Annotated in this window: 25 protein-coding genes and 1 tRNA gene; 8 read left to right on the top strand and 18 right to left on the bottom strand. The window is 35.1% G+C overall.

What is annotated here, in order from left to right; genetic code table 11:
- Position 1 precedes the first annotated feature (1 nt).
- The 6 genes from BP17_RS04755 to BP17_RS04730 form a co-directional block, all read right to left on the bottom strand.
- Complete coding sequence (locus BP17_RS04755; RefSeq protein ID WP_035052181.1) at positions 2-1,387, bottom strand: sugar transferase; 1,386 nt, start codon at positions 1,385-1,387, stop codon at positions 2-4.
- 132 nt (positions 1,388-1,519) lie between these two features.
- Positions 1,520-2,764 (bottom strand): hypothetical protein, encoded by a 1,245-nt coding sequence (locus BP17_RS04750; protein WP_198022509.1) that lies wholly within the window; start codon positions 2,762-2,764, stop codon positions 1,520-1,522.
- Positions 2,765-2,767: 3 nt separating this feature from the next.
- Positions 2,768-3,946, bottom strand: coding sequence for a non-hydrolyzing UDP-N-acetylglucosamine 2-epimerase (gene wecB, locus BP17_RS04745; protein ID WP_035052179.1), 1,179 nt, complete (start codon positions 3,944-3,946; stop codon positions 2,768-2,770).
- A gap of 33 nt (positions 3,947-3,979) precedes the next feature.
- Positions 3,980-4,912 carry a glycosyltransferase gene (locus BP17_RS04740; RefSeq protein WP_035052177.1) on the bottom strand — a complete coding sequence of 311 codons (933 nt, stop codon included), beginning with the start codon at positions 4,910-4,912 and terminating at the stop codon, positions 3,980-3,982.
- 29 nt (positions 4,913-4,941) lie between these two features.
- Positions 4,942-6,363, bottom strand: a complete 1,422-nt coding sequence (locus BP17_RS04735) for a lipopolysaccharide biosynthesis protein (RefSeq protein ID WP_232219599.1) — start codon at positions 6,361-6,363, stop codon at positions 4,942-4,944.
- A 35-nt stretch (positions 6,364-6,398) separates the two neighbouring features.
- Positions 6,399-7,457, bottom strand: coding sequence for a glycosyltransferase (locus BP17_RS04730; protein ID WP_035052173.1), 1,059 nt, complete (start codon positions 7,455-7,457; stop codon positions 6,399-6,401).
- 220 nt (positions 7,458-7,677) lie between these two features.
- Between BP17_RS04730 and galE the strand changes: the two genes are divergently transcribed.
- The gene (gene galE / locus BP17_RS04725; RefSeq protein ID WP_035052171.1) at positions 7,678-8,688 is read left to right on the top strand and encodes a UDP-glucose 4-epimerase GalE; all 1,011 of its coding nucleotides are present in this window, start codon (positions 7,678-7,680) and stop codon (positions 8,686-8,688) included.
- A gap of 743 nt (positions 8,689-9,431) precedes the next feature.
- Here galE and BP17_RS04720 read toward each other — a convergent pair.
- The 4 genes from BP17_RS04720 to map all read right to left on the bottom strand — a co-directional run bounded on the left by BP17_RS04720 (position 9,432) and on the right by map (position 13,679).
- Positions 9,432-10,361, bottom strand: a complete 930-nt coding sequence (locus tag BP17_RS04720) for a YihY/virulence factor BrkB family protein (protein WP_035052170.1) — start codon at positions 10,359-10,361, stop codon at positions 9,432-9,434.
- A gap of 84 nt (positions 10,362-10,445) precedes the next feature.
- Complete coding sequence (locus tag BP17_RS04715) at positions 10,446-11,489, bottom strand: acyltransferase (protein WP_035052169.1); 1,044 nt, start codon at positions 11,487-11,489, stop codon at positions 10,446-10,448.
- A 189-nt stretch (positions 11,490-11,678) separates the two neighbouring features.
- Positions 11,679-12,632: a serine hydrolase gene (locus tag BP17_RS04710; RefSeq protein WP_035052167.1), complete on the bottom strand. Its 954-nt coding sequence runs from the start codon at positions 12,630-12,632 to the stop codon at positions 11,679-11,681.
- A gap of 291 nt (positions 12,633-12,923) precedes the next feature.
- Complete coding sequence (gene map / locus BP17_RS04705) at positions 12,924-13,679, bottom strand: type I methionyl aminopeptidase (protein WP_035052166.1); 756 nt, start codon at positions 13,677-13,679, stop codon at positions 12,924-12,926.
- Positions 13,680-13,952: 273 nt separating this feature from the next.
- Here map and BP17_RS04700 point away from each other — a divergent pair, with 273 nt between their 5' ends.
- From BP17_RS04700 to BP17_RS04685, 4 genes are all read left to right on the top strand, one after another.
- Complete coding sequence (locus BP17_RS04700; protein ID WP_035052164.1) at positions 13,953-14,861, top strand: RluA family pseudouridine synthase; 909 nt, start codon at positions 13,953-13,955, stop codon at positions 14,859-14,861.
- A 130-nt stretch (positions 14,862-14,991) separates the two neighbouring features.
- Positions 14,992-15,732: a WecB/TagA/CpsF family glycosyltransferase gene (locus BP17_RS04695; RefSeq protein WP_035052162.1), complete on the top strand. Its 741-nt coding sequence runs from the start codon at positions 14,992-14,994 to the stop codon at positions 15,730-15,732.
- Positions 15,733-15,816: 84 nt separating this feature from the next.
- The gene (locus BP17_RS04690) at positions 15,817-16,905 is read left to right on the top strand and encodes a glycosyltransferase family 4 protein (RefSeq protein WP_035052159.1); all 1,089 of its coding nucleotides are present in this window, start codon (positions 15,817-15,819) and stop codon (positions 16,903-16,905) included.
- 104 nt (positions 16,906-17,009) lie between these two features.
- On the top strand, positions 17,010-17,465 hold the full coding sequence (locus BP17_RS04685) for a flavodoxin (RefSeq protein WP_035052157.1): 456 nt from the start codon (positions 17,010-17,012) through the stop codon (positions 17,463-17,465).
- 53 nt (positions 17,466-17,518) lie between these two features.
- Here the strand turns inward: BP17_RS04685 and BP17_RS04680 are convergent, their stop codons facing one another.
- Positions 17,519-18,076: a TetR/AcrR family transcriptional regulator gene (locus BP17_RS04680; protein WP_035052154.1), complete on the bottom strand. Its 558-nt coding sequence runs from the start codon at positions 18,074-18,076 to the stop codon at positions 17,519-17,521.
- A 534-nt stretch (positions 18,077-18,610) separates the two neighbouring features.
- On the opposite strand from BP17_RS04680, the gene BP17_RS04675 reads away from it, so the two are divergent.
- Positions 18,611-19,849: an aminopeptidase gene (locus BP17_RS04675; protein ID WP_035052152.1), complete on the top strand. Its 1,239-nt coding sequence runs from the start codon at positions 18,611-18,613 to the stop codon at positions 19,847-19,849.
- Between the two features lie 64 nt (positions 19,850-19,913).
- On the opposite strand, the gene BP17_RS04670 is transcribed toward BP17_RS04675, so the two are convergent.
- Positions 19,914-20,801, bottom strand: coding sequence for a hypothetical protein (locus BP17_RS04670; protein ID WP_051910450.1), 888 nt, complete (start codon positions 20,799-20,801; stop codon positions 19,914-19,916).
- A 318-nt stretch (positions 20,802-21,119) separates the two neighbouring features.
- Here BP17_RS04670 and BP17_RS04665 point away from each other — a divergent pair, with 318 nt between their 5' ends.
- The gene (locus tag BP17_RS04665) at positions 21,120-21,743 is read left to right on the top strand and encodes a TetR/AcrR family transcriptional regulator (protein ID WP_035052150.1); all 624 of its coding nucleotides are present in this window, start codon (positions 21,120-21,122) and stop codon (positions 21,741-21,743) included.
- An 89-nt stretch (positions 21,744-21,832) separates the two neighbouring features.
- A tRNA-Arg gene (locus BP17_RS04660) sits at positions 21,833-21,906 on the top strand.
- A gap of 77 nt (positions 21,907-21,983) precedes the next feature.
- Here the strand turns inward: BP17_RS04660 and BP17_RS04655 are convergent.
- The 6 genes from BP17_RS04655 to BP17_RS04630 all read right to left on the bottom strand — a co-directional run bounded on the left by BP17_RS04655 (position 21,984) and on the right by BP17_RS04630 (position 26,661).
- On the bottom strand, positions 21,984-23,237 hold the full coding sequence (locus BP17_RS04655; protein WP_035052149.1) for a hypothetical protein: 1,254 nt from the start codon (positions 23,235-23,237) through the stop codon (positions 21,984-21,986).
- A gap of 15 nt (positions 23,238-23,252) precedes the next feature.
- Entirely contained in the window at positions 23,253-24,086 is an 834-nt protein-coding gene (locus BP17_RS04650; protein ID WP_035052147.1) for a hypothetical protein, read from the bottom strand.
- The gene (locus tag BP17_RS04645) at positions 24,083-24,772 is read right to left on the bottom strand and encodes an ABC transporter ATP-binding protein (protein WP_035052145.1); all 690 of its coding nucleotides are present in this window, start codon (positions 24,770-24,772) and stop codon (positions 24,083-24,085) included. Before BP17_RS04645 ends, BP17_RS04650 begins: the two co-directional genes overlap by 4 nt.
- A gap of 1 nt (position 24,773) precedes the next feature.
- Positions 24,774-25,160 carry a GntR family transcriptional regulator gene (locus tag BP17_RS04640; RefSeq protein WP_035052142.1) on the bottom strand — a complete coding sequence of 129 codons (387 nt, stop codon included), beginning with the start codon at positions 25,158-25,160 and terminating at the stop codon, positions 24,774-24,776.
- 426 nt (positions 25,161-25,586) lie between these two features.
- Complete coding sequence (locus BP17_RS04635; protein ID WP_051910449.1) at positions 25,587-26,090, bottom strand: hypothetical protein; 504 nt, start codon at positions 26,088-26,090, stop codon at positions 25,587-25,589.
- Between the two features lie 76 nt (positions 26,091-26,166).
- Positions 26,167-26,661 (bottom strand): hypothetical protein, encoded by a 495-nt coding sequence (locus BP17_RS04630; RefSeq protein WP_035052139.1) that lies wholly within the window; start codon positions 26,659-26,661, stop codon positions 26,167-26,169.
- Between the last annotated feature and the right edge of the window lie 323 nt (positions 26,662-26,984).

Genomic DNA, 26,984 nt, shown 5'->3' with positions numbered 1-26,984 from the left:
ATCAATCTAAATAAGTTATGTTATTAGGAATACTTTTATTTTTTTCTTGTTCTTCCTCATCCAAACCTTTTGACGAAACTTTATCAAAAAGAATTTTTATTGTTTGTAACATAATTTTTATATCAAGTAGCAGAGAGTACTTTTTTATATATAATAAATCAAAATTTAATTTACTATTAAAATCCGATGCATATTTCCCGTAAACTTGTGCATATCCGGTTATACCTGCTCTAACATTATGCCGTAAATAATAATGTGGATTTTCTTTTTTAAATTGATCCACAAAAAATGGTCTTTCAGGTCTTGGGCCTACTACAGACATATCTCCTACTAACACATTAAACAATTGTGGAAGCTCATCCACTCTTAAGGAACGGATATATTTACCAACAAATGTAACCCTAGCATCATTAGATGATGCTAGTACTGGACCAGAATCTTTTTCAGCAGTAGCACTCATGCTTCTAAATTTTAAAACATTAAAATCTTTGCCATCTTTAGTAATTCTAACTTGTTTATACAAAACAGGCCCTTCTGACGTCAATTTAATAAGCAATGCTGTTATTAACATTATTGGTGAAGCTACAACTATAAGAACCAGCGAAAATATAATATCGATTAATCTTTTAACTAGATTATCTTCCGATGAAATTTCAAAATTTGAAACTTCAATAATACTTTCATCCTCAATATTCATAATATTAGGTTTAACAAGTAATAAATTTTCAAAACTAGTTGTTAAAAACAATTTTTTTCTTTTAGATACTAATAAATTATAAATTTTCAATTTTTCCTCTTCACAAATATCACTTGCTATATATACAATATCAATTTTGTTTAGATTTTTTTCTACATTATAATAGTAATTTGATACAATAGCGTATTTCACTATGTGTCGCTTACTTTTTGCATTTCCAATATTAAAAATTGCATTCTTTATGTCTAATTCATTTCCCACAATCATCACTTTTTTACTTCCACTAAATCGTTCATAAATTTTATATACGACAACACGCCAAACAAATAAAATAATGGTACTAACAATTAAACTAATAAATAGCACTGATCTTGGAAAGGTAAACCATCTACCAAAAAAAGTTAGGGCCATTATAGACACTGTCATGATTATTTGTATTATTAAGGTAAGATAAAAGAAATCTGTTATAGACTTGTTATACAGTATATAAACTCCAAAAAGTAGATTTAATAATATAAATAGTATGAAAATGTAAATACTAGAGTTTACATAAGCTTTATAATTATACATGGGTATATTACCCTCATATCTAATATAAAAAGAAAGGAGAAGAGAAAAATGGTACAATACTACTTCTATGAATACAATCCCAATCTTCTTTGTTTTTGTGAATTTTTCTTCTTGAGACATAATAACTTTCCTCCGTTCAATCCCTGTTTTTAAAACACTCGTAGTCTATAATACCATATCAATATTACAAAGCCTATTCCTAAATTATACATTATTTTCAATATTTTTTTACTATGTGAATCTCACGAACAATCAATTTTGACTTTGAATATCCCTATTTGAATTAATTGCTTTTGAATTCAAACTATAACCTAATTGATTTTTTTCTTTCATATAAATAAAAATCAATAACAATAAAATTGAAAAAGCGGGACTTAAGTATCCACCTTTTTGAAAATTTAATACAACAAAAATCATTCCTAGTCTAAAATTCACTAAAAGAAGATATAAGCTAAATAAACAACTTAAAATGAAAGCTATCAAACCTAAATCAGATAAGATATAAGCATATATATTCCAAACGTTAGGTGTATGTTCTATTCCATTTCCAAGAAAAATATGTTCTGAATTTATATGGCTCCAGCTGCTTATAATCCTGTTATAAGCTGAGATATCTTCTCCACTCAAAATAGATGTTGTCCTTTTTATGAGTGTTTCGTCAATAAAATTCCACGAAAAAATTATGATACCTACTATCAAAAGGATGTATATTGTTATTTTTTTAGTCCATATGAACTTTTTTAATCTAATTTTATAAACTAAGTTGGAAAATTGAATGATTAACATGATTCCAATTGCACTATAAGAAAAAGTTAAAAGTAATGTTAATGAAATAATTACAGAGAAACCTTTATTAATTTTTACATCAACTTTATTAAAGTAATTCATTGTCAAAATAATATTTAAAAAATAACCAAGATAGGCTGGTTCAGAAAATATGCTTCTGGTTCTAATAAGGGCAATATTTTCTTTGAAGACATAACTTGCTAAGTCAGTTCTAGTAAATCTCCAAAAAAATTCATATGGAAGTTGGCCCTCTGAATACAATGCAATAGTGATATAAATTCCGACAAAACAAATTATTACAGCTACTATGTTAATCATTTTCAAAAACTGAGCTTCTAATTTCTGATCCTTGACATAATTATATACCCCAATAACTAAAGCTACATAATAAGAGACTCTAATGAATGCCGCCATTCCAGTTTTTAGAACAAATGCTTCATTACTGTAAACATTCATTACTATATTAGCTGCAATAACACCCAACAACAAAAGTATCCATAATATTTGTTTTCTTTTTATCATATAATTCCCACTAATAAACAAACTTATTCCTACTAAAGCGAAAATATAGTCACTTAACGTAAAAATACCAATCATCCAATCAGTTACAACAAATGATACACTCATCAGAAACAAAATAACATTGGACCAAACTTGACTATTCTTTTTATTAAACTCTAGCCACTTGGTTAATACAGAGACCTCTTTCAATTTTCAAACCCTACTTTCTTCTGCTTTAATTACAGTTTCATTAACAAAATCTTGTGGTTTCTCATTTTCAAGATTCAACACATATGCGATAGAGTTTAAAATTCTTTTGCTAGCTGCTCCATCACCGTAAGGATTAGCAGCTTTAGCCATTTTTTCATGTGCTTCTTTATTTACTAATAAAGTAGTCATTTCTTTAATAATTATTTCCGTTTCGGTACCAACTAACTTAAGGGTGCCAGCCGCTACTCCTTCTGGTCTTTCAGTTGTATCCCGAAGTACTAACACAGGTACTCCTAAGGAAGGAGCTTCTTCTTGAACACCACCAGAATCGGTCATGATCATATAGCTTTTAGCCGCTAAATTATGGAAATCCATTACTTCAAGCGGGGCAATCAAGTGGATTCTCGGGTGTTTGCCTAAAACTTTTTCAGCCATCTGTTGAACAACTGGATTTAAGTGAACCGGATAAATGATTTCAACATCAAGTTGTTGATCAACGACTTGGCGTATTGCTTTAAATACTCGTTCCATTGGCTCGCCTTGATTTTCGCGGCGATGCATCGTGACTAAGACAAGTTTACTATCAGGATTAACATTTTCAAGAACAGTATGATGATAATCTTTTTTGATTGTTTCTTTAAGAGCATCAATGGCTGTATTTCCGGTAATGAAAATCTTTTCTTCAGGGTGATTTTCTTTCAATAAATTCAATTTACTTTCACTTGTCGGTGCAAAATATATATCTGCAATGACATCAGTTAATTGGCGATTCACTTCTTCAGGGAAAGGAGAATATTTATCCCACGTGCGAAGCCCTGCTTCCACATGACCTACTTTAATTTGATTATAATAAGCAGAAATACTTGCCGCAAAAGTAGTCGTCGTATCGCCATGAACCAATACTATATCTGGTTTAGCTTCTTTCATAATTTTATCCAATCCTGTTAAAACATTTGAAGTGATTTCAGATAATGTTTGATTTTTTTTCATAATATCTAAATCATAGTTAGGAATAATATTAAATGTCTGTAAAACTTGATCTAACATTTCACGATGTTGAGCGGTCACCGCTACTATAGATTCAAAGCGCTCAGATTGTTTATTGAGTTCTTTTACTAGGGGTGCCATTTTTATAGCTTCTGGCCGCGTACCAAAAATAGTCAGTACTTTTATTTTTTTCATAATCTTAACCTCCAAAACAACTAATCATATTTTTTAAACAAATGATTTACTAATGATTCTTTTTATAGAAAGATAAGCTTTATCTATTATAGTAATGCCTTTTAATTCTTTTATCCTGTTTTCTTTTTCGATTTTATTGAAGTTACTATTGTTCAATCCTGAATAAATCGATAGCATTTGCCTTTTGATTAATTTTTTTTGTTCTTTAGAATACGATTTATTCAAATACATTTTCTCTAGTTCTTTAAAAATAACAAGATAAGAATCAACTGTTCGTCTGATTCTTTCTTGACTTTGATCCGTCATAATCGAATTTTCACGGTATCTTCTATTGTAGTAAAAAGAATTTACATAAATCATTGACTGACTAGTTAAAAAAACCTGAGTTGTGAACAGCTCATCCTCGTGCAGGATGCCTTCATAAAAAGACAACTGATTTTGTTCAATGACCTCTCGTTTTACCATGTACAAGTATACCGGTGAAGCGAATGTCCGTCGATTCATTTCAAAACGGTCAGCTGTATAGATTATTCCTTCTTGCAGCCGATGACTAAAATCATAATTATTTTGGTTGATTGGCTCATTTAATCCATCTAAAAAGGCTTTGCCATTAAAGCGAATAAGGTCTGCTTGATTCTTTTCTAGTCCATCAACTAGCTCTTCAATAGCCTCTAAGACTAAATAATCGTCAGAGTCTACAAATAGTACATACTTCCCATTTGCGGCTTCCAGCCCAGTGTTTCGCGCTCCTGAGAGACCAATATTGGCTTGTTTAATCAGTTGAACCCTTAAATCAGATAAATAAGGTCTTACTTTTTTATTGCTTTCATCAGTACTTCCATCATCAACTACAATAATCTGAAGGTTTTGGTAGGTCTGATTTACAATCGAATCTAGACACTCTTCGATATACATCTCCACATTGTAAACCGGTACGATTACTGAAACTAAAGAGTCTTGCTGCATCTTGTTCTTCCTCCCCAAACGAGTACTCGCTATTTTTTCTTAATAACTTCAGTTAACAGTTTCATTTGTCCTGTAAGAATCAGCCCTATTACAAATAAAATGACAAAGATAATTCCATTGATCATCAGGTTCACAAAACTTGAAAAAGGAAAACGGGGGATAAGCAAAAAAAATACTATTTGAATCAAGGCCATAATAACGGGTTTGCTTAAGGCTTTGCCAATCTCACTAAAGTTTGATTTAAATAACTTGTACATCAATAAGTAATTTGTCTGTATAAAGTTTATCGTAAAAGCTATGATAACCATCCAGGCTACAGATTCAATCCTGCCCGCTATGATCCCAATCACAATAGCCGTAACGGTAACCACTGCGGATAACACGCCCGAAAGTAATAATAAATCTGTCCGATTAGCAGATTGAAAGATAGCTCCCGTACTGCTTAATATCATTTGGATCCAAACCGATAAAGCTAAAATTTGGAACGTTACGACACTTCCGCCCCATTGATCCCCAAACAAAAATAAAATGATATCATTGGAATGAAAGACTAAAAAGACCGATAATGGCAAGCCAATCGTGGCCAATATGGTTGTGATTTTTAAATAAACCGATTTTATTTTTGCAAGATTTGTTTCATAGTTGGACATGATCGGTTGGATCACAGGTGAAATGACATTTGTTAGAATTTGATTGGGATATAACGATACTTGATAAGCTTTATCATAAAAAGCTAAAGAACTCGTTGAAAGATACCTTCCAATCAATATGCTATCTAAGTTCCTCGAGAAATAATTGATAAAGTTGAATAAAAATTGGTTTTTTGAGAAACTAAAAATTTTTTTCAATGGTTCACGGTCTATTTTTAAATCAGGTGTTAAATTTGTCTTAATATAGAAAATAACAAATAATAAAGCTGCTTTGACTGTGTTACTGATGATTAATGCATAATAACTAAAGCCGTTTAGGGCCAGTACAATCGCCACGATTCCTGCTGCAACATTTGCCAGTACCGTTATCATATTCACTATACTGAATTTTTTATCTCTTAATAACATCGATTGAGGCACTACTAAAATACCATAGAAAAACACACAAAAAGCTAAAACGATACTGATTGGTTTATAAACTTCGTTATTATAAAATGCACTGATTGGGTACCCTAGAAACACAAACACGATTGCTAAAAATAAAGCTAAGTAAAGCGAGAACCCAAAAATAGTGTTGATTTCCTTTTTTGACAAAGTTTTGTTTTGAATGATTGCCGGGCCAATCCCAAAATCAGCTAACATTTGGAAAAAAATCAAAAAAACATTTACTACTGCAACTATTCCATACTCTTCTGGAGTTAATATTCTGGAAAGCACTGCAGTGACCATTAACTGGATCACAACATTGGAATATTTTCCTAGGGCACTGTAAAAAATGCCCTTTTTAAATTCCTCAGCCATCCCCATGCTCCATCAACTCCTTCGTCATTAATTGATTATCCAAATTTCTTTTTAATTGCTTTGAAACTCTTTTGGAATTTCTTTCCGACCGTCACTCTCAGCTGCATCACTTTTATGGCGGCTGAATACTTTCCATATCTTAAGAGTAGGATCAAAATTTTTACAAATGTATTCTTTTCTTTTTCAGTCTCTATTTCAGAAATAGCTTGTTTGATTTTAGGATTTTCCATCAACTCTTCAATGTGTTCCTCTTTTTCAGAATTCGCTAGCGGACAATCTTCCCAAGACAAGTTACTCAATTCTAAGTACAATGCACCCCAATAGTGCTGATTCACTAAATCGTGGTATGCTTCGTCTTTCTTCCAGTAAACCATCCACTCTTCAAACTGACTGGCAATGTTGTATTCATAAAAAAAGCGTTCTTTACGGTAGCGATTAACCGCCGACCCTTCACGAAAGACATAATGGTAATAAGCTTGTTGATCAAAATAAACCGTTGCTACATCAAATCCTGTTCGTTGATTGAATAAAGCATCCTGCCCCACTTTTTGATTGGTAAATCGACAGTTGTGTTTTTTCAAAAAAGCATGGTTGAATAGTTTGTTCCATAAAGCATATGGAGATAAGGCGTAATAATCCCTAAAATTGTCTCTGAACGCTTCTTGATCAAAGCGTCCATTTAACTTAGGCAGTTTTTCAGTTGTTGTGACTTTTCCTTCTTTATCTACGACCTCATCGAAGTACCCGAACACCACTATATCAGCAGTTGCTTCTGTTGCTTTCGCAACTGATGCTGCAATTAGAGTTGATTCAAAGTAATCATCTGGATCAGCAAAATAGATATACTCGCCAGTTGCTTGATCTAATCCTGCATTTCTGGCAAAACCTGAACCGGCATTTTCTTGGTGGATGACAATAATACGCGTATCTTTTAAACGATATTGGTCACATATGGCTCCTGATCCATCCGTTGAACCATCATCCACTAAAATAATTTCGATATTTTTATAGGTTTGTTTTATCGCACACTGAATCGCTTTCTCTAGCTGCTCAGCAACATTATAAATAGGCATAATAATTGATACCTTACTCATCGTTATACCCCTTTCACTTTTAGTAATGCAAGACTTGCTTATTATAGCATAATCAGTTGACTGAAACATTACAGTTTCCTAAAGACTATTCGCTGTTTCAAGCCTAAACCTTTATCCATTTCAAATGGGTTTGCGTTGACTTCTTTTCATTCAATGAGTAGACTTAACCATGTTAGATATATCAATTGAAATTAAAAATTCGAAAAAATGAGGGATAGAAATGGCTATTTTAGTAACAGGTGGTGCCGGATACATTGGCAGCCATACAACCGTAGAATTGTTGAACGCCGGTCATGATGTTGTCATCGTAGATAATTTTTCTAACAGCAAACCGGAAGTATTGAATCGAATCAAAGAACTTTCCGGAAAAACGTTCTCTTTTTATGAAGTAGACGTCCTAAATAAAACAGATTTAGAAGCCGTCTTTAAAATCCATGATATAGAAGCCGTTATTCATTTCGCCGGTTACAAGGCGGTTGGTGAATCAGTCAGCGAACCACTGAAATATTACCATAACAACTTAACGAGTACTTTTGTCCTTGCCGAATTAATGAAAGCATATGATGTTAAAAAATTAGTTTTCAGTTCTTCTGCTACCGTTTATGGAATGGACAATGTTTCGCCATTGACTGAAGACCTGCCGTTAAGCACAACGAATCCTTATGGCACAACAAAAATGATGATTGAACAAATCTTGCAAGACGTATATGCTGCAGATCCTTCTTGGAGCATTGCGTTATTGCGTTATTTTAACCCCATTGGTGCGCACGAAAGCGGACGAATTGGAGAAGATCCAAACGGTATCCCAAACAACTTGATGCCATATATCACACAAGTAGCTGTAGGAAAACGTGATCACTTGAGCGTCTTTGGTGGCGACTATGATACTCCAGATGGTACCGGTGTGCGTGACTACATTCATGTAGTTGATTTAGCTAAAGGACATTTAAAAGCGGTTGAAAAGATTCTTGCTTCAGAAGGCATTGAAGCTTACAACCTTGGAACTGGAAAAGGCTATAGTGTACTAGACGTTGTAACAAATTTCGAAAAAGCGACTGGCAAAAAAGTTCCTTATACAATTTCAGAGCGACGTCCTGGCGACATTGCCACTTGTTATTCAGATGCATCAAAAGCTGACCAAGTATTAGGCTGGCATGCTGAACACACCTTAGAAGACATGTGCCGTGATTCATGGAAATGGCAAGAAAACAATCCAAACGGATACGAATAAAGCAACGTTGAACAATAATCTTATCTATAAAAAATTCATGCTCACTATTGATGGACTAATTTCATCAGAAGTAAGCATGAATTTTTTTATTGGATTTTTTAGCTATTTTGATTGTCAAGCTAGGGCCACTCTTTCATACATTGGCCTTCAACTGAACAGTAGCACTAAAAAAGAGCAGCACTCATCCATCTAAGGACGCTTCACGAATGTGTGAGACAAAAAAAGGTGGTCACTTATTCGTTAGCATTGGTTTCATGTAGGAGTATCACAAAAAAAGATCATTTTCCGTTTAAGTAGTTGCAACGGGCGTTAGTTCGAGTAACTCAAAGTCGATTTTCCGTTTGAGTAGTCACAACGAGCTTTAGTTCGTGTAACTCAAAGTCGATTTTCCGTTTGAGTAGCTGCAACGGGCTTTAGTTTGTGTAACTCAAAGTCGATTTTCCATTTGAGTAGCTGCAACGAGTTTTAGTTCGTGTAACTCAAAGTCGATTTTCCGTTTGAGTAGCTATAACGAGCATTATGCGTCAGAACTTACGCCCTGTTTGAGTCTTAAAGCCTTGAAGACTTCCTTTCAGGCTTCGGGCGGTCCAATGGCTCTCCACAAGTAAACCCGTTATTTCGGAAGAAATTTCTATTAGACTATTGATAGCTTCCACTCATTAATGTAATCCAAAAAATTTCACTCTCCTATTTGGAAAGTGAATTTTGATGTGCAGCTTATTCTTATCCTAGACTTTTTTTCTTTATTTCCCAAAAATAATTTTCACTTTAGCACGGATATAATTTTCAATCCGTGATGGATCAGCCTCATTGAGTGTACCTGTTTGATACACTTCTATTGCAGCATTGATCACTGCACCCGCAGTCATTAACGCCCCAATGACTTGTAACCAAATCAACATAATCATGAACGTTCCAATCGTTCCATAACTTTGGGCACCAACAGCGAAATATTCAACGTATACAGCAAAACCTTGAGAAACCAACATCCAGCCAATCGTTGAAAACGCCGCTCCAGGCAGAACGCTTTTAAACGCGATTTTTGCATGCGGGACAAAAAAGTACAACACACAAAAAATGATGAACAGTACAATCATAGTTACTGGCCATCTCAAGCTTTGAAAGGTCTCACTGATTGTTACAGGTAAGTCAATGATTGGGCTAATGTATTCTAATATCAATTGTCCAAATCCAAAAACAATGACGAGTGCCATGATACTAAAGATCATCAAGGTCGTTAAGATCAGCGAAAATAATCTAATGATTACGACATTTCTTCTAGGTTCTGCACCATAGGCTTTATTCATGCTCACTTGCATTGCGGTCATTCCTCGACTAGCTGACCATAAAGCTCCAATCGCCGCAATAGACAAAATCCCTCCACTACTACGTGTAAACCAACTCTTTAACAACTCTTCTACTTGAGCAAAAAAATAGTTTGGTACAGCATTTTCAATGTACGGCAATAATTCTGTAGCATCTAAGCGCAAGTACGGCAATACGTTTCCAATCACAACAATAACCGGGAAAACGGATAATAAGAAATAATAACTAATAATCGCTCCTGAATTCCAAACTTCAGCTTCGCGGTATTTTTGAATCAAAATAGTGCCGAATTTTTTTATTTCTTTTTTCTTTAACTCTGTCTTACCCAATTGACTATTTTCTGACATACTCAAACTCCTTTTTCAAAACCAATCACCATTATACCGATTTAGATTAAAAAAATAAAACACTTATTTTATGAAATAAGTGTTTTATAGAATAAACCGTTTGAAAAAGGGTAACAAAGCGATTGCTTTAACACAGATGTAGCTGATACCAAAAACGACTATCGTTAAAATTGGTATGGAGAGAATGGGACTACTAAACAAGCTAGTTATCCCTGTCTCCCATAAAAGGAAGATAATCAACACATGGACTAAATAAATTCCAAATGAATAAGCAGAGAGTTCTAACAGTATCTGTTTAAATTTAGCCGAAACAGTCTTTGGATGCAATTTTTCTTTTGCCAATAAAAAAGCGGCTATACTCATTAAGAACACATTTGGTGTCAAGTATTGATAAGGAAGATCATAGTGCTCTCCCTGCTTTAGCGATTCTAAACTTGTTATTACAATAGTACTGGTCAACCCAGCTAATCCTAATAGATAAATCGCTCGTTTCACCCATTTGCTTAAATCATAATGTGCCAGGTAATAACCCGCAAAGAAATAGCCGACATAACCAAAGGTGATATCCAAGTTAATGCCTCTTTCAGCAAAGGTCACCGTCGAGCTGACGGGGAATTCATGGTAAGACGGTAGAATAAAGCCAATATAAAAGCAAAAAGCAATCAGATAAAGAATCATTTTTTTGTCTTCAGCGATTTTTCGTAAAAAAGGGATCATGACATAAATTTCAATCATTCGAAAAAGAAACCACAAATGAAAATGTCCCTCTTTGAAGGCTTCAACCATTACTCCCCAGACTTCTGAGTCGAAGGTGCGGTATTCATTCCAAGTGAAAATGACAGCGTATAAAGCTGACCAAAAAATAAACGACGTTATTAGTCGAAAAACATTCTTCTTGTAGAATTTTCTAATGGAGAAAGCTTTTTTCGGATCTAAAAAAAAGATTCCGCTCATCATAAAAAACAGCGGTACGCTCATACGAGCAAAACTATCGAAGACATTCAATGTCTGCCATTGGTAGGAATCGATTGCATACAAGTCAAAATCACGTGAGATAATATGAATGGCGATCACCAAAAAAGTGGCTCCTACCCGTAGAATATCAGCGTAAATAACTCTCTCTTTCATAAATACAACTCCTTTACTCAACTTAGTATACCAAACAATACAAAAAAATTCGGAAACAACTGAACTTTCACAGTTATTTTCGAACTTATTTAACCATTTGAATCACAATAACTATTTATCATTCAATACTCTACGTTTCATTTTATTTACCTGACAACATGAAACGATAAAAGCTCCATTAGCCGTTTGTTATTGTGCAGACAAGTAATCCATGATCGATTGACCTGTTTCAATAAAAATGGGTTTGGCTTCTTCCGTTGCATTGGTCCAGCCATCGCTCATGACAACAGCTATATACTCTTCTCCATCTGAGTCGGTAATGATACCTGCATCATGCGATACGCTGTCTAAAATGCCTGTTTTGTGCGCGAAACTGACATCATCGGATAATCCGGTACTGAGAGCATAATCTAACTGTTGATCAGCCAGGAGACCCATAAAATAGTCCGTAGATGATTTTGACAACAAGGTACCGTCCATTAGACGATTCAGCAAATCAGCCACATTCCCAGGTGTCGTTTGAAGCGGTCCTCTTACAGCAATCCCGTTTTCATTAGACGTATTAAAAGTTGTTTCAGAAAAGCCATTCTCTTGGACAAACTTTTCTATTACATCCCAGCCGAGTAAATTTGCAAGTGCAATGGCCGTTTTATTTTTAGACAATGTTATAGTCTTTCTTAAATAATGATCAATAGTAGCCGCTGTTTGTTCATTGATGAGTGTGTCCAGTGATAGGTTCCCTTTATCTACTTCTGTTAATATTGCGTATGTAACATACAACTTATATAAACTGGCACTCGTAAAAGTAGTCCCCGCATTTACTTCAATCTGTTCATCCGTTGATTGATTAAGCAAAACCAATCCAACATTACCTGAACGATCGGTATTCAGAGCCTCAGTTTCATCAATTAAGGTTTGTCTTGCTTTAGTGATTGCATTCCTTTCTTCTACCTCTTCTTTTTCTATTCTTTCTTCTTCCACAACTTTTCTAGCATCCATTTCAAGTTTTTCACTCACTGCATTTGCTTCTGCTATTTCCTGTTCTTTTTTAACGGTGGTGGTCCACAATATAATAGCTACGACTAAAAAACTGATAAGTACGAGTACAATTTTAATGTTCTTTTTTAATTTTCTTCTTTTCATATGCTTAACAATACCCACTCCAGTCAGTCTTTTTTTGCTTTTTAGTCCATTTAGTAAAGTCTTTCGCTTAAATAAGTATAAGTAAAAAGCGTATTCATTGATAGGGTATTAAAATAATCCTTATTTTTAAAATAGTTTCTGTTCATTTCTTTGACAAATCTCCGCTTTTTTTAAATTTAGCTAACTAAAGAGCCCTAGCCAAACTTCACCTGAAGTTTAGCTAGGACTCTTTACCTTTTTTGTAATTACTGACTAACTTATCATTTCTAATTAACTGCTGTTATTTTAAAATTAGTTTTTTTGTTCTGTCAAGATTCTTGGACCGTCTTTAGTGATGGCTAGTGTGTGTTCAAATTGGCAGCTGATGCCGCCATCTTTTGTGCGGGCTGTCCAACCGTTGCCATCCATTTTAGATTTCCATGTTCCGGTATTGACCATTGGTTCAATCGTGATCACCATGCCTTCTTTCAAGCGAAGACCTTTACCGGCTTCACCATAATGAGGAACGGATGGAGCTTCATGCATCGTGGGTCCAATGCCGTGTCCAATAAATTCGCGAACAACTGAAAAGCCTTCTTTTTCGACAAATGTTTGGATAGCATGACCGATATCGCCAATACGGTTGCCAACTTGCGCTTGTTCGATCCCTAGGTAAAGAGCTTTCTTAGTGACATCCATCAATTTTTCTGTTTCAGGAGTACCTTCACCAACAATGTAGCTCCAACAAGAGTCAGACATAGCGCCTTTCAAGTTAACGACCATATCGACTTTTATCAAGTCGCCATTTTTCAAAACTTTTTTCTTACTTGGGAAGCCATGACAAATTTCATCGTTGATACTGACGCAAGTAGCGTATTCGTATCCTTCAAAACCGATTTGTTCTGCGATAGCTCCATGGTCTTCAATGTATTTGTGTGCAAATTCATTGATTTCCCAGCTCGTGATACCTGGTTTAATAATATCTCTTAAAGCAACATGGACATTTGCTAATAAAGCACCTGATTCATCCATTGCCTCAATTTCACGTTGTGATTTTAGTGTAATCAATTTCCGTTCCTCTTTTCTATTTAATCGTGCAAGTCATATTTTTATTCTTCTATCCTATTATAAGCTTTTTTTTTGAAATTGCGAATCCTTCTTATGAACGTTTCATTTGTATCCCCTTTTTTACTCACAATGATCGCACGAAATTAGTCTTCTTTTGCCTCATTCTTCCTTTAAAGGGCTTTCTATTTGAATTTTTCTTACTTTAGGGTTATTTTTGTTTCTTTTTCCGTTATACTCTATTAACAGAACAATTAATGAGAGCGAGTGGTTTTAATGGCTAAAAAAGTAACCTATACACCTAAAAAAAATACCAACAATCAACTCTATACAGTGACTGAACCAATGGAATTATTGCCTTTTTTATTAAGCATCCTGCCACATACCAGTCGTAATTCAGTGAAATCGATTTTAACAAGAGGTCAAGTGACCGTTGATGGAAAATTGATCAAAAAACACAATCAACCTTTACTGCCAGGTCAAATAATCGCGATTCAATCCAATAAAGCAGCAATCAAAGAAACAGCCTTAGTCGGGATGACCATCATGTATGAAGATGATGCCATTATTGTGATCGATAAAGAAGCTGGATTATTGTCGATTGCGGCTAAATTTGCCCAAGAATTAACGGCACACCGTCAATTGATCAATTATGTCAAACAAGAAGATCACAACAATCGAATCTATGTGGTCCATCGTTTGGACCGAGATACTTCTGGTGTAATGGTTTTCGCAAAAACGGAACAGATCAAACAAGAAATGCAAGAAAATTGGCGCGAAATTGTTAAAGAACGGATCTATACCGTGCTAGTTGAAGGTGTAGTTACTGAAGAAGAAGGCACGATCAAAAACTGGTTAACTGAAAGCAAAGCGATGAAAGTTCATTCTGCTACGTATGATAACGGCGGAAAATTGGCTATTACACATTATAAAAAAATACGTAACAACGAGGACTTTACTTTGTTGGAAGCGCACTTAGAAACCGGTCGTAAAAACCAAATTCGAGTGCATATGGAGACCCTTGGTCATCCCGTTGCAGGCGATAAAAAATATGGTGCAACATCTAATCCCTTAAAACGTTTAGGTTTGCACGCGACTACTTTAGCTTTGATACACCCGACTAGCAAAGAATTGGTCCGGTTCCATTCTAAAGTACCAAAAGTATTCTTGCTGCATTCAAAATAAGCTTGTTTATCAATTTTCTTTCTATTTTAATAAAAAAATAAGAAAGCTTTGCTTTATCTCTTCTCTCATTCAATGGTATGATAGATAAAATGATTAGATTAGTAAAAGGGTTTAAGGATGGTTAGCAATTATGGAGCAAAAAAAAGTATCGGTATTAGGAGTGCCTTTTGACAATAAAACAAAAGAGACATTCCTTGAAGAATTAATGGAGCGAGTCGAACACAATCAAAAATCCTTTGTGGTTACAGCCAATCCAGAAATCGTCATGTATGCAAAAAGGAATCCTGCTTATATGTCACTTATAACTAAAGCAGACTATATAATTGCTGACGGGATCGGCATTATAAAAGGATCGAAAATATTAGGAACGCCAATTATCGAACGGGTCGCAGGTTATGACCTCATGTTGGCTTTGCTTGAAGAAGCTAATCGTAAAGGCAGCCGGATTTATTTATTGGGTGCAAAAGAAGATGTGTTGCAACGAACGGTGGCTAAAGTTCAAACGTTTTATCCTTCAATCAATCTTGTTGGCTCAAGGAACGGCTATTTTGATTTGTCTGACGCTTCAATCATTGAATCGGTTCAAGCAACACAACCCGACATGGTCTTTGTTGCTATCGGTTATCCGAGACAGGAACAATGGATCCAGAGCTATTTAGCTACTGCTTCAAAAGGCTTGTTAATGGGTGTAGGCGGAAGTTTTGATGTGCTTTCCGGAAAAGCAAAGCGGGCCCCAAAAATCTTCATACAATTAAATAGTGAATGGTTGTATCGTTTGATCAAACAGCCGCTTAGATTAAAACGGATGATGGCCCTGCCACAATTTTTAAGAGAAGTAAAAAATGAAAAAAAACAAGTCTACAAAAAATAGATTAGAAAAAGCTGAACAAAAGCTGTTCAGCTTTTTTTAACACTAATTTGATGAAAAATAATAAGCAAATGAGGTTAGCAGATCATGAAAATTTTACACATCAATGCCGGTTTAGAAGATGGCGGCGGAAAAAATCATATTCTTTCGCTGCTTTCACAATTTGATCCAACAACAGCTGAGCTTCTGGTAATGGAAGACGGCATTATTGCGGACGAAGCTAAAAAATTAGGAATCCATGTACATACGCTTGAGCAACGTTCGCGCTATGATCTCACAATATTGAAGCGTTTGGCTCAGTTCATCACTGACCAATCGTTCGATATCGTGCATACACATGGAGCACGTGCAAATTTTCTCTTCTCGCTGATTCGTAAAAAAGTCGCTGTCCAGTGGCTGATTACCGTTCATAGCGACCCCACACTTGATTTTATGGACAGAGGCATCAAAGGCCGTTTGTTCACGACTTTCAATTTAGCCAGTTTAAAAAAAGCGGATCATTTAATCGTGGTAACCGATAGTTTGGTGCAGCCCCTACTTGAATTAGGCATCAGCCAGAAAAAAATAACGATTATTTATAATGGCATCCAGTTTGAACCAAATCTGCTCAACATAAAGCCTAAAAATGACTCATTCACCTTGACGTGCGTTGCTCGGTTGCATCCAATCAAAGGACATGCTCTTTTGCTAGATAGTCTGCACGCTGCTAACTTTACCGACTTCACTTTAAACTTGGTCGGAGATGGCGACTTAAAGCCTGCGCTTGAAAAAAAAGTGCAAACTTTAAAGATGCAAGAACACGTTCATTTTTTAGGTTATTTGAACAAACCACAAGTGGAAGAAACGATTGCCCATTCAGATATCACTATTTTAGCATCGTATAACGAAGGTTTTCCGATGGTATTACTAGAATCAGCCAATCAAAAAGTTCCTTTTATCGCTACAGCTGTTGGCGATATTGCCCTCTTAGTACCCGATGAGAGCTACGGTTGGTGTGTTCCTGCTAAATCTGTTGAATCGCTAACAGACGCGCTTAATGAAGCCTATACAGCATGGCAAGATAACACTTTAGCACTTAAAGGTGAACAGCTTTATCAATTGGCTTCAGAACAGTTTTCGCTTGAGCAATTTTATCAACGAACGCTGACTCTTTATAAAACATTAGCCCATTCTTAGACTGCCTTAAGCTGTTAAGCTGATTTCTTCATTGCAGAAACCGCTTTTCCTTTGGTATACTTTGTTAGGGAAACACACGAGCGTAGAAAAGGATGCGATAAAAAATGGTAAAAGCTTTGATTGTCTTTGCAAGTTTAACCGGTAACACAGAAGAATGCGCTGAAATTGTAGCCGAAGCGTTAAAAAAATTAGACGTCGATGTTGAAGTGGTTGAAAGCATGCAAGCTGAACCTGAAGACTTTTTAGCGGTCGATATTTGCCTCATCGGTACGTATACGTATGGAAACGATGCTAATTTACCAGATGAATTTGTCGATTTCTATGAAGAACTAAGTGAGATCGATTTAACTGGAAAAGTTTATGGTGCCTTCGGTTCGGGAGATCATTTCTATGATAAGTTTTGCCAATCCGTAGATGATTTTGCGGATCAATTAGCTTCGATTGGTGCTATAAAAGGTGCCGAAAGCGTCAAAGTCGATTTAGATGCCAATGAAGAAGATACGAAAGATTTAGAAGCCTTCGCAAAAGCTTTAGTAGACAAAGTAGCGACTTTATCTTAAAAAACGAATCAAAAAAAGCCATTCTTACCGTTGGGTAAGGATGGTTTTTTTGGTTAATTTTTGTACTCCGGTACTGATTGCTCTAAGGCTTGTTTAATATAATCCGTAACATCTTTTTCATGAAACTTCAAAAACCCTTGGGCTACTAATACTGCAGTACCATGGACCGTGATCCAGATATTTTTAAAAATTTTGATTTTTCCAGCTTTTGTTAACTCTTTCGTTCCATCATATTGCTCGAATAGCTTCATCATTTGATCATATGAAATGATATGCATTTGTTCTGTATCCAGTTGTGACTCGAAGAAAAGTGCTTTAAAAAAGACGGGTTCCTCTTTGGCAAAATAGACATAATTCAAACACATGTTGAGCATCGGTTCTTCTGTCCGTTCTTTTTTATAAATGGTTTCATCAATATAGGCTCTTATCTTCACCATCAGTTCATGCTTTAAATCATCCATGCTTTTGAATTCTAAATAAATGGGCTGGGTTGAGCAATCCATTGTTTTAGCAATGTTACGTGCTGTAAAACCTTCAAATCCTTCTTTTTTAACAACTTGGTATGCCGTTTCCAGAATTTGTGATTTTAAAATTGTCTTTTTTCTAGCCATCTCATTTCACCTCTTTACTATCATTTACCATCAATTAGGGAAACTAGCTAATTATCCCCGAATGTCCGAATTCCCAATTGTCTTCAACCAACAATTTTTGATTTTTTTTACAGGTAGCTGACTAGTGTCATCTAGAAATTGCCTATAGTAAAAAACAGTATCCGCTTTTATATTTATTATTTAAAAACATCACTGTGCCTGTTTAATCCGGGTCCTCTCCAATAACCCTTAATATATTCTATCACTATTGTCATTAAAAGAGAACTATTTTGTTCTTTAAAAATAATGCCGGTGTGTTAGGCATTTAGTGATTTTTAATTGGTACAGCTATTCTCTAAGGTTTGAGCCAAATAATAAAAAACACGAACATTATTTATTGTCAATTTTTTTTTTTTTTGGCTATAAAAAGATTCCGTGAAATTGTTTCTCATTCTTTCATGTGCTATTATTGTTTAGTAAGAGTTTGAGCCAAAACGAATTAGAAGAGCTCGTTCTTGGTTCATCCTCATTTTGAATCCTTAGGAGGAAAAGAATATGGTATTACCAAACTTTGAAGAAAATTTACAAAAATACGCTCATTTATTAGTTAAATCAGGTGTAAATGTTACAAAAGGACACACAGTCGTCTTACAAATCGATGTCGATCAAGCACCTTTGGCTCGTTTGATCACAAAAGAAGCTTATGCCTTAGGCGCAACAGAAGTCATTGTGAAATGGGCCGACGATATCGTGAACCGTGAACAATTTATCGGCACACCTCAAGAACGTTTAACCGCTATTCCTCAATACAAGATTGATGAATCCTTAGACCAACTAGCTAAAGGTGCAAGCCGCATCAGCGTTCGTTCTTCTGATCCTGATGCATTATCTGGCGTAGATAGCGATAAGATTGCTGCTTATCAATCGGCTGCTGGTAAAGCACTAAGCGAACAACGTAAAGCTACTCAAGCGAACAAAGTCAGTTGGACGGTTGCCGCAGCAGCTGGTGCTAAATGGGCTGCAAAAGTATTCCCAACTTTAGCTACTGAAGAAGAACAAATTGATGCGTTATGGGATGCGATCTTTAAAGCAGTCAGCCTTTACGATGCTGATCCTGTTGCATCTTGGGCTAAAAAAGATATTACTTTAAACGAAAAAGCTGAAGAATTAAATAAAGAACAATTTACAGCCTTGCACTATACAGCTCCTGGTACAGATTTAATCGTTGGTTTACCTGAAGGTCACCTATGGGAAGGTGCTGGTAGCGACAACGTACGTGGCGAACGTTTCATGGCAAATATGCCAACTGAAGAAGTATTCACTGCTCCTGACGCAAATCGCGTTGACGGGGTAGTTCGCAGTACTAAACCGTTAAGCTACGCAGGAAATACCATTTTAGATATGGCATTTACCTTTAAAGACGGAAAAGTCGTGAATGTCACAGCTGAACAAGGCGAAGCTGTCTTGAAGAACTTAATTGCTACCGATGAAGGAGCTGCACATTTAGGTGAAGTAGCATTGGTTCCAGACCCTTCTCCTATCTCTCAATCCGGCATTGTGTTCTACAATACGTTATTTGACGAGAATGCTTCAAACCACTTGGCTCTAGGTTCTGCTTATGCTTTCAGCTTGATTGGTGGAACAGAAATGTCTGAAGAAGAATTACAAGCAGCTGGTTTAAACCGCTCAACGGTCCATGTCGACTTCATGATTGGTTCTGACAAAATGGATGTCGATGGTATCCGCAAAGACGGCAGCACTGTTCCCGTATTCCGTAATGGTGATTGGGCTTAAACCTTTAATATTAAAACAAAAGAAAGAACAATTCGGCTATCATACCGAGTCGTTCTTTCTTTTTTTATTCATTATCTATCAAACGAATGATTTTCCCACGTACACGTTTCTGTTCTTTTAAAACTTGCGTAATCTTAAAAGAAACTTGATTGCCCTCTCGTACTTCTAGGTGAGTAGGAATAGAACATAATGCATCTAAATTCGGAGCGATCCTAACAAAAACTCCCCATTTTTTGATACTCCTAACCGTTCCCAAAACGACTTGATCAGGCTCAATATTCGCTAAAGAAACTGATATCTCATTTTTGTATTTTTTAAGCGGTTCTACTCGCAAATTTTTATTTTCAGTAATGCGATTAAACTTGACCTCTATCGTATCGCCCATATTTATAACGTCACTTATTGTAGTATGATCCTCAGCAAAATCTTTATTAAGCATTTGGACAGAAGTATTTCCAATAACAAAATAAGCACCATAACGCAATCTTTTGGTTAACTTCGCTTGAAAAGTTTTTCCTTCTTCTAGTTGCTTATGTAACCAATCAAATTCTTTTTCTTTTATCCTTTTGGCCGAACCGAGTAGCAAACCTTTTTCTTCATTTACTTCAATCAACTGAAATTGGATTGTTTCACCCACGTAATGCATTATAGGCAGTTGATTCTCTTTAAATTCTAGCTCATCCTGTACAATAAAAACTGGCAGCCCTTTTACTTCTAGTTTTACAACATCACTGGCTAACTCTTCATCATATTGCGACAATAGAACGGTGGCAGTTAATTCAATTTCTTGGTTGATCATGTCATAAAACATAGCATAGGTCATGGGTTGATCTATTTCTTGGGCAAGATTAGAAAAACCGTTTTCACTTTCTTCTAATACCTTAATATCTGTCAAGACTGTTTTTTTGTTTTGGACTTTGATCCATTTTTTAACTAGTTTTTTTATACCCATATTTTATTATCGCTCCTTAAAAAATACTGAGCAATTTGCTCATCTATTTTAATTATAGCACATGTTTTTTTATTTTTACGTACTTTTTTTATCCTCTTTTCATTTACACTCTTTTATTAAAAAAAGTATGAACAACTGGTGACATATAAGCAAATTATCATACAATATCTACCTATTATTTTTATAGAATTCAACTTTCTCGCTTCTTTTAATGTATAATACTAGTAATAAAACTGTATTTTTTGTTTTTTTTGCCTTTCATTCAACATATATAGCTGTTATTTATTAAGCTTATTCTAATACGAGGAGGAAAATTTCATGTTGCAAGAAGAAGTAGTCGATATCCGAATTATGCGTAGTAAGAAAGCTATATCAGAAGCTCTTATTGCATTAATTAAAGAAAAGGATTTTAAAACCATCACGATCACAGATATCGTCAATAAAGCTGGAGTTAACCGTGGAACTTTCTACAAACATTATGCGTATAAAGACGACATTATCACAGAAATACAAGATGACTGTTTAGAGAAGTTTGCTGATGTGCTGAAAAACAGCTACAGTGAAATTTGCTATTCTACTTTGAGCACAGTTCCCTTATCGGATGCTCTTTTTACATTTGCTTATGATTATCGTAATTTTTTTCATTTCGCCATCCATTCTGCTGGTTTCTTAAACTTTCAATTACAATTTTCTGCTATATTAAAAAAATTCTTAATAGTTAACTTATTTCCAACTGCCCTTTACTCGCTAGAATCACAAGATTTTCTTGGTGCTTATATTGCGAATGGGATATATGGTTACCTAGTGGAATGGGATGAAAAAGAGTATGATTCTTCCCCTGCTGAGATGGCTCAAAAGTTGACCAACATTTTCATTTTGGATCGCAACATTTTTAGTTTGCCAGTTGCTGAACTCTTAACAGATGAGGAAAACGTTGAGTAGGTTTATTAATTTAGAGGATTTTTCTGATCTTAACTTTTATAGGTAGACATTTATTTTAAACTATGAGAAAATAGAGCCTGTGTTGAAAAGGTCCTATAGCTCAGGTGGATAGAGCAAACGTTTCCTAAACGTTAGGTCGGGAGTTCAAATCTCTCTAGGATCATCCTATTAAAGAACAATCAAATTAAAAAGAACAGCATTCCTTTCCATAGTCAATTATGGAAGAAATGCTGTTCTTTTTTATTGAAACAAAATGCCGGATAAACCAAATTCATCTCTTTTAACCGGTTCACTGATTTTTTCATCTATTGAACCTTCTAGAACAAGTTCTCCAGAATTGATATCAAAAGCCATGATCTGCAGCTCTTTATCAGCTGCGTTAGAATTGCTGACAAAATAGGCGATGCCCTCATTTACTTGTAGGGTCATGCTCTCTTTCAAAGCTGCTTTCTGGGATGCGGTCAACTCAACAGATTCAACCTCGACTAGTTCTTTTTGATCCAATTGATACGCATAAATGGATAAACGAGTCTGATTCACTTTATACGTATACAAAGTAGTATTTTCAATAGGTAGCGTTATTCCTAAATCTTGACGGCTTGCTTCTTTTGAAATATCGATCAAAAACTGTTCTCCTGTCGCTATATTGACCCCTATCAGCCCATACTCAGGTAACGATGGCTCTTGATTTGCTTCATTCATTTCCATTTCAGCCTGTGTATCCGCTAGTTCTACCCGGTAAACCAAAAATTCTGACGAAGTAATATTCATCGCATCATTCATTAAGGATACATATTGAATCTGCTTACCTTTTAGATCTACAAGATCCAACTGAATTATTTCATCTTTTTCAATTTTTTCATTTGGTAAATCAATGGAGTATAAATGCTGCTCATCTTCCATATCTTCATTATTTGATGAGTAGCCATTTGTCACGACAATCAATTTATTGTTCGCTACTTGAATATCTTCGACATAGATAGACACGTATTCAGTTGTTTTTGGAAAATCAACTGAGTATGTAAGAACTTCTTTGGTCTTTTTATTTAATACTTCGATCCTGAACTTAGAGTCTTCAGTGACAGATGAAAAGCGATTTGTTGTTATTTCCGCATAAGCTAAAATCGATTCATCTTCAAAGAAATTAGTTAAGAAGTGGTCCTTCCCTCGCATGAAACTGCGGTAATCTTCTTGCAGTTGAGCCATTTTTTTATTGGCACTTACACTTCCTTGTAGTTGTTTCTGATAAGACTGATTTGCGTAATAGGTTGTGCCATTTGGGGTAATTTCAAGTTCTGATCCTATCCCAAATAAATTATTTTCAAAGTAATACCCTTCTATTGTCATGTTCTTAATCAGTTCTTGATTGCCACTTTTTTTTGTAATTTTAAATTCAGGCTTTGTTTCTGCTACAAAGATAGGTTGAATATAATAAATGCCGATTGTAAGAACCACGATGACTGCCATAATACCTAATTTGCTATACCGTTTCATCCTCTTTGCCCCCTTTTAAACCGTTACTTTTTGATTCAATAAGTAGTGACTCATCCAACTGCTGAGAGCAATGACCAGTGTTCCTAGAACCATCTCTACGATAAGCAGCTCACCTGGATAAAGCCAATTGAAGCCAAAAAATTCTTTAGCAATAACGGGTGCTCCAAACATGAGACATAAGGTTCCCCCAAAAATCATTCCCATTACCAATCCTTTAAAACGAAAACTTCTTTCAAATAATACGGCTGTAAAACTTAAGAAAAGCAATATCAATCCAACACCATAATAGTTCAGAAACACTAGAAATGATTTTGGTAAAAGTACTGAAAGATAAAAAGATACTTCAACGATTTGCTTTACCGATAAATCCAGCCTAAATTCGCTCGCAACTAATCTTTCTAACAACTGACTTTCAACCAGTAATAAAATAAGTTGAATTGAGATCAGTCCAAAGATCATCAAAGCAATCGTCGTTAATTTGGACCAAAAGATGGTCATTCGAGAGGTTGGCAACATCAATAAGCGATAGATAAACGTATTCTTTCCTATCCATTCAATGTACCAGATAAAGAAACTATAAATTATTATTGCCGTTATACAAATGACAATAGGCAAGTAAAACCAGACACTATTTACGACTTCAAACATACTCATTTCACCCGTTTCACTTAAAAACTGTGCTTTAGGGATCTTATTTTGGTAAAGTGCTTCATTTAATAGATTTATGTACCTTCTAGATTCTACAAAAACAGCGATCAGTTGCGACACAATCGTCAACCCGATCAAAACTGCATACAATTTTACACAACGGTTAAATTCAAAATCCACTAGTTTCAAATACTTTTTCATGGCTGGAACACCTCTCTCATAACGTCGACGACCGATTTTCCTTCCTCTTCGCGGACTTGCTCTGCATTAAATTCCCGCAATACAACTCCCTCATCGATCAGTACGACTTTATCAATCAAATGCTCAATATCATTGATTTCATGGGTCGTAATAATGACACCACGCTCTTCCATCAAATGACTGGTAAATACTTTTGTGATTTGTTCTCGACTGAAAATATCAATACCCGAAAAAGGTTCATCCATTAAAAGGTAGTCGACATCTAGTGCTAGCCCCAACAATAAATTCACCTTAGCTGTATTTCCCTTAGAAAGCGAAGAAATTTTATCTTCTTTAGCTAATTTAAAAAATCCCATTAATTCATCTGCTCGCTTCTGATTCCATGATTCATAAAAATCTTTCATAAATGCCATCGCCTGTTCAATTCTGAATTCTGGCAGCATTGTCATCGTATCTGGAATAAAGGTGATTTTATCATAACTGTCTTTACTGATTTTTTCTCCATCAATCAGAATTTCCCCACTATCTATTGGGGTCAAGTTCATGATTGCATTCAATATCGTCGTTTTTCCTACACCATTGATCCCAATAATACAGGTGATTTCGCCCTTATTAGCGGTAAATGAGATGCCCTTTAAAACCTTTTTCCGGCCAAAATTTTTGGTTAATTCTTTTACTTGAATCATGTCACTCCCCCTTTTCGCTCACTTCTCCACTAGCGTATGTCTTTTTGATCAATCCAATCACTTTATCAAGCGGTACCCGAATCGGACGGATAGCAGAGATAAAGGAGAAAATCGCTTCTTCTAATAGTTCAGTTTGAATAGCACCCAAAACAGTTTGATCTTCTGTTATTTTACTGGGTGAATTACTTTTAGTAGAAATCAAGCCTTGTTCTTCCATTTTCTTATATGCTCGTTGAGCAGTGTTCGGGTTGATTTTTAATTGATTAGCCAGTTCTCGTCTAGATGGAACTTCTTGACCAGGAGCTAATGTTCCCGCTGCAATTTCTTCTTTAAAGTGACGTACGACTTGTTCATAAAGGGGATCTCGTTTATTGAAGTTTACATTCATCCAGCTGCCTCCCATTCCATGTATTTTTAAATAGGCCCTAAATAAAGAAAGCAATTACGTATGAATCACCTAATACACTTCTTTATCTGTATTATATGATTCATACACTTTACTGTCAATCCTATTTCGCTGTTTAGTACACCCACAAAAAAAAGTCAGAGAAATGATGAAACTTTCTCTGACTTTTTTTGTGTGGGTAAATTAAGGAATATCTAAAAATCAAGTTAATAGGCAGTTTAATGGCTTTCCTAGCAATAAGACAGTTCTACTTTTTTAAATTAATGCACAAATTTGCCTAAAATGGGTGTATTGGAAAATAATTTGTAAATAAACGTTTAACTTTTTTAAAATTAAACCGATTAATACAATAAGACGATATATGTAATCAAAATAAAACAGATTAATCATTTTACTGATTAACCTGCCTTATTCAAAAATTATGGGAACATTAACTGTAGCACCATTTTTTTTCTCATTGGAATTGCTCATACTTCTTGTTTCATAACTCAATTTGCCAGTATGGTCTCCAACTTCGTAGCTAGTGGGTAGCTCGATAGAATAAATTCCTTTACCTGGTTCAATTAATTGAGATTCATATACAGACTCACCATCTATGGATAATGAAATAATAAAATAAACATCATTTTGTTCAGGATTTTCAAAAGAAACATCTTGCGTTAGACTATTGGATTGAAAAACCAATTTTTCAAATCCAGGAATAGCAATATTAGGAGAACTTTCAACGCTCTCTTCTTTTTGTTCGGTCGTCGCATTAGGATCAAGTCCTAAAAGGTCATCTACCGTATTTTTCGTATCTTCATTAGTAAAATAGTTTATTACAAGTATGGTTCCAGCCACAATGGTAATAAATAGGATTATTTTTAATAGTAACGTAGAAATAGATTTTTTTGTAACAGCATGTTTTTTCATTGGAACTCCTTTAATTAAAAATTAGAGTGTGGGGACTCTAACTAATTAAATTATTTTAGATGTAACTAATTTTTCGTTACTCTGTAGCAGCTTGTAAGTAATCAAATGTAAAATTAATTGAACCAGTATAAGCACCTGGAAGGTTATTTTCACTTAATTCTTCTGTATTAACGGTAATATCGTTTGTTGATGATGCATTGGTAAGAGAGAACTCACTTGTATTAGCTGGTGTATCAGCACCAGCAGCAATAGTGGTAGTTAATGTTTCGTTAGTTGCACCTGTTAAAGTTAGATTATCGACAGTTGCTCCAACAGTAACAGATCCTGCGGCTGTTAGTTCGTCTAATGATACTACACCTGTAGCGTTAGCAGTATCAGGTGTTTCGCTCATAAGATCAATTGATAAGGATGCTGGGATGGTCACTATATAAGAAGCTGAGATTGCACTATCAACAGGAATAGTTCCATTAGATTGAGTTCCGGATACTCCATTTATTGTTTCTGCAAATACTGGAGATGTTGTACCTAGTAATAATCCTGCTAATAATGCAGATGCTAATATTTTTTTCATATTTTCCGACTACTTTCTTTGGCATATGTAAAGAAGAACTCCCCACTCGTCACTTCTCTCATACATGAAGCGTAATCCTAATGTATCCAGAATGCTAGGGAAATCGTCATAAAAGCAACAACTGTGTTATAATAGACACATGTTCATTTTAACAATAATTAATGAATTGCCTAAAAATATTAATTGAAAAATTTTTCACTTCGTTCAGATTGAAATAGACTTTGTGTTAAAAAGTATTTTATGAATCACCTAATAAAAACTGACCCCTGTAATGAACAGGGGTCAGTTTTTTAGATTCTATTGACTGCACTCATTATTGTAAT

Origin of the sequence: Carnobacterium pleistocenium FTR1, assembly GCF_000744285.1 — a bacterium.
GTDB lineage: Bacteria > Bacillota > Bacilli > Lactobacillales > Carnobacteriaceae > Carnobacterium_B > Carnobacterium_B pleistocenium.
Note: the sequence above shows the minus strand (reverse complement) of the source record. Positions and strands in the feature narration are given on the sequence as shown.

Coding starts and splice junctions, on each gene's coding strand:
- BP17_RS04735 (WP_232219599.1), bottom strand. CDS start 6,363: ATGGCTGAGGAATTTAAAAAGGGCATTTTTTACAGTGCCCTAGGAAAA.
- BP17_RS04715 (WP_035052169.1), bottom strand. CDS start 11,489: ATGAAAGAGAGAGTTATTTACGCTGATATTCTACGGGTAGGAGCCACT.
- BP17_RS04755 (WP_035052181.1), bottom strand. CDS start 1,387: ATGTCTCAAGAAGAAAAATTCACAAAAACAAAGAAGATTGGGATTGTA.
- BP17_RS04630 (WP_035052139.1), bottom strand. CDS start 26,661: ATGAAAAAAATATTAGCATCTGCATTATTAGCAGGATTATTACTAGGT.
- BP17_RS04670 (WP_051910450.1), bottom strand. CDS start 20,801: ATGGGTATAAAAAAACTAGTTAAAAAATGGATCAAAGTCCAAAACAAA.
- wecB (WP_035052179.1), bottom strand. CDS start 3,946: ATGAAAAAAATAAAAGTACTGACTATTTTTGGTACGCGGCCAGAAGCT.
- BP17_RS04730 (WP_035052173.1), bottom strand. CDS start 7,457: ATGAGTAAGGTATCAATTATTATGCCTATTTATAATGTTGCTGAGCAG.
- BP17_RS04690 (WP_035052159.1), top strand. CDS start 15,817: ATGAAAATTTTACACATCAATGCCGGTTTAGAAGATGGCGGCGGAAAA.
- BP17_RS04710 (WP_035052167.1), bottom strand. CDS start 12,632: ATGAAAAGAAGAAAATTAAAAAAGAACATTAAAATTGTACTCGTACTT.
- BP17_RS04655 (WP_035052149.1), bottom strand. CDS start 23,237: ATGAAACGGTATAGCAAATTAGGTATTATGGCAGTCATCGTGGTTCTT.
- BP17_RS04685 (WP_035052157.1), top strand. CDS start 17,010: ATGGTAAAAGCTTTGATTGTCTTTGCAAGTTTAACCGGTAACACAGAA.
- BP17_RS04665 (WP_035052150.1), top strand. CDS start 21,120: ATGTTGCAAGAAGAAGTAGTCGATATCCGAATTATGCGTAGTAAGAAA.
- BP17_RS04680 (WP_035052154.1), bottom strand. CDS start 18,076: ATGGCTAGAAAAAAGACAATTTTAAAATCACAAATTCTGGAAACGGCA.
- BP17_RS04700 (WP_035052164.1), top strand. CDS start 13,953: ATGGCTAAAAAAGTAACCTATACACCTAAAAAAAATACCAACAATCAA.
- BP17_RS04695 (WP_035052162.1), top strand. CDS start 14,992: ATGGAGCAAAAAAAAGTATCGGTATTAGGAGTGCCTTTTGACAATAAA.
- BP17_RS04650 (WP_035052147.1), bottom strand. CDS start 24,086: ATGAAAAAGTATTTGAAACTAGTGGATTTTGAATTTAACCGTTGTGTA.
- BP17_RS04675 (WP_035052152.1), top strand. CDS start 18,611: ATGGTATTACCAAACTTTGAAGAAAATTTACAAAAATACGCTCATTTA.
- galE (WP_035052171.1), top strand. CDS start 7,678: ATGGCTATTTTAGTAACAGGTGGTGCCGGATACATTGGCAGCCATACA.
- BP17_RS04720 (WP_035052170.1), bottom strand. CDS start 10,361: ATGTCAGAAAATAGTCAATTGGGTAAGACAGAGTTAAAGAAAAAAGAA.
- BP17_RS04635 (WP_051910449.1), bottom strand. CDS start 26,090: ATGAAAAAACATGCTGTTACAAAAAAATCTATTTCTACGTTACTATTA.
- BP17_RS04740 (WP_035052177.1), bottom strand. CDS start 4,912: ATGCAGCAAGACTCTTTAGTTTCAGTAATCGTACCGGTTTACAATGTG.
- BP17_RS04640 (WP_035052142.1), bottom strand. CDS start 25,160: ATGAATGTAAACTTCAATAAACGAGATCCCCTTTATGAACAAGTCGTA.
- BP17_RS04645 (WP_035052145.1), bottom strand. CDS start 24,772: ATGATTCAAGTAAAAGAATTAACCAAAAATTTTGGCCGGAAAAAGGTT.